The sequence below is a fragment of the Kitasatospora cystarginea genome (assembly GCF_039533515.1).
Lineage (GTDB): Bacteria > Actinomycetota > Actinomycetes > Streptomycetales > Streptomycetaceae > Kitasatospora > Kitasatospora cystarginea.
Genome location: NZ_BAAATR010000209.1, coordinates 1 through 612 on the forward strand (window position 1 = coordinate 1; position 612 = coordinate 612).

At 61.9% G+C, this 612-nt stretch carries 2 protein-coding genes; both read left to right on the top strand.

The features are described from left to right. The coding region (locus tag ABD369_RS40870) for an SRPBCC family protein (RefSeq protein ID WP_344641702.1) at positions 1–330 on the top strand (330 nt) is incomplete at its 5' end. After that, the coding region (locus ABD369_RS40875; RefSeq protein WP_344641703.1) for an ArsA-related P-loop ATPase at positions 331–612 on the top strand (282 nt) is incomplete at its 3' end. It abuts the gene before it with no gap.

Genomic DNA, 612 nt, shown 5'->3' on the forward strand with positions numbered 1-612 from the left:
TCCGTCGAGGTGACGGCGCCGGGACAGGGCGGCCGCGCGGACCGAGTACGTTTCGTCCTCGACGCGGGGATGGTGAAGGACACCTACGAACTGCAGTATTCGTGGGCACCGGACGGTATGGCGGTGAGTTGGGAGCTGATCTCGGGCGAGATTCAGAAGTCCCAATTCGGTTCGTACACACTTGAGCCCGGCCCGAACGGCACCACGTCGGTCACCTACGAGTTGACGGTCGACCTGACGATTCCGATGATCGGACTGTTCAAGCGCAAGGCCGAGAAGATCATCACCGACACAGCTCTGAAGGAACTGAAGAAGCGAGTCGAGGGCTGAGTGCCGGAGCAACGATCGCGCGTCCAACTGTTCGTCGGTAAAGGCGGAGTAGGCACGACGACGCTTGCCGCAGCGACTGCTGTGTCGGCTGCGACCGATGGGGCGAGAGTGCTGCTCGTGTCGATCGATCAGGCAGGTTCTCTTGCAGACGTCCTGGGCGTGCCGAATCCGCGAACGACCACATCTCTCACCGAGCGTCTCGACGTCCGGCAACTCGACACGTCAGCGCTCCTCGAGGACAAGTTCCGAGGATTGTCGGGGTTGCTCGACGCTGCAGGAACT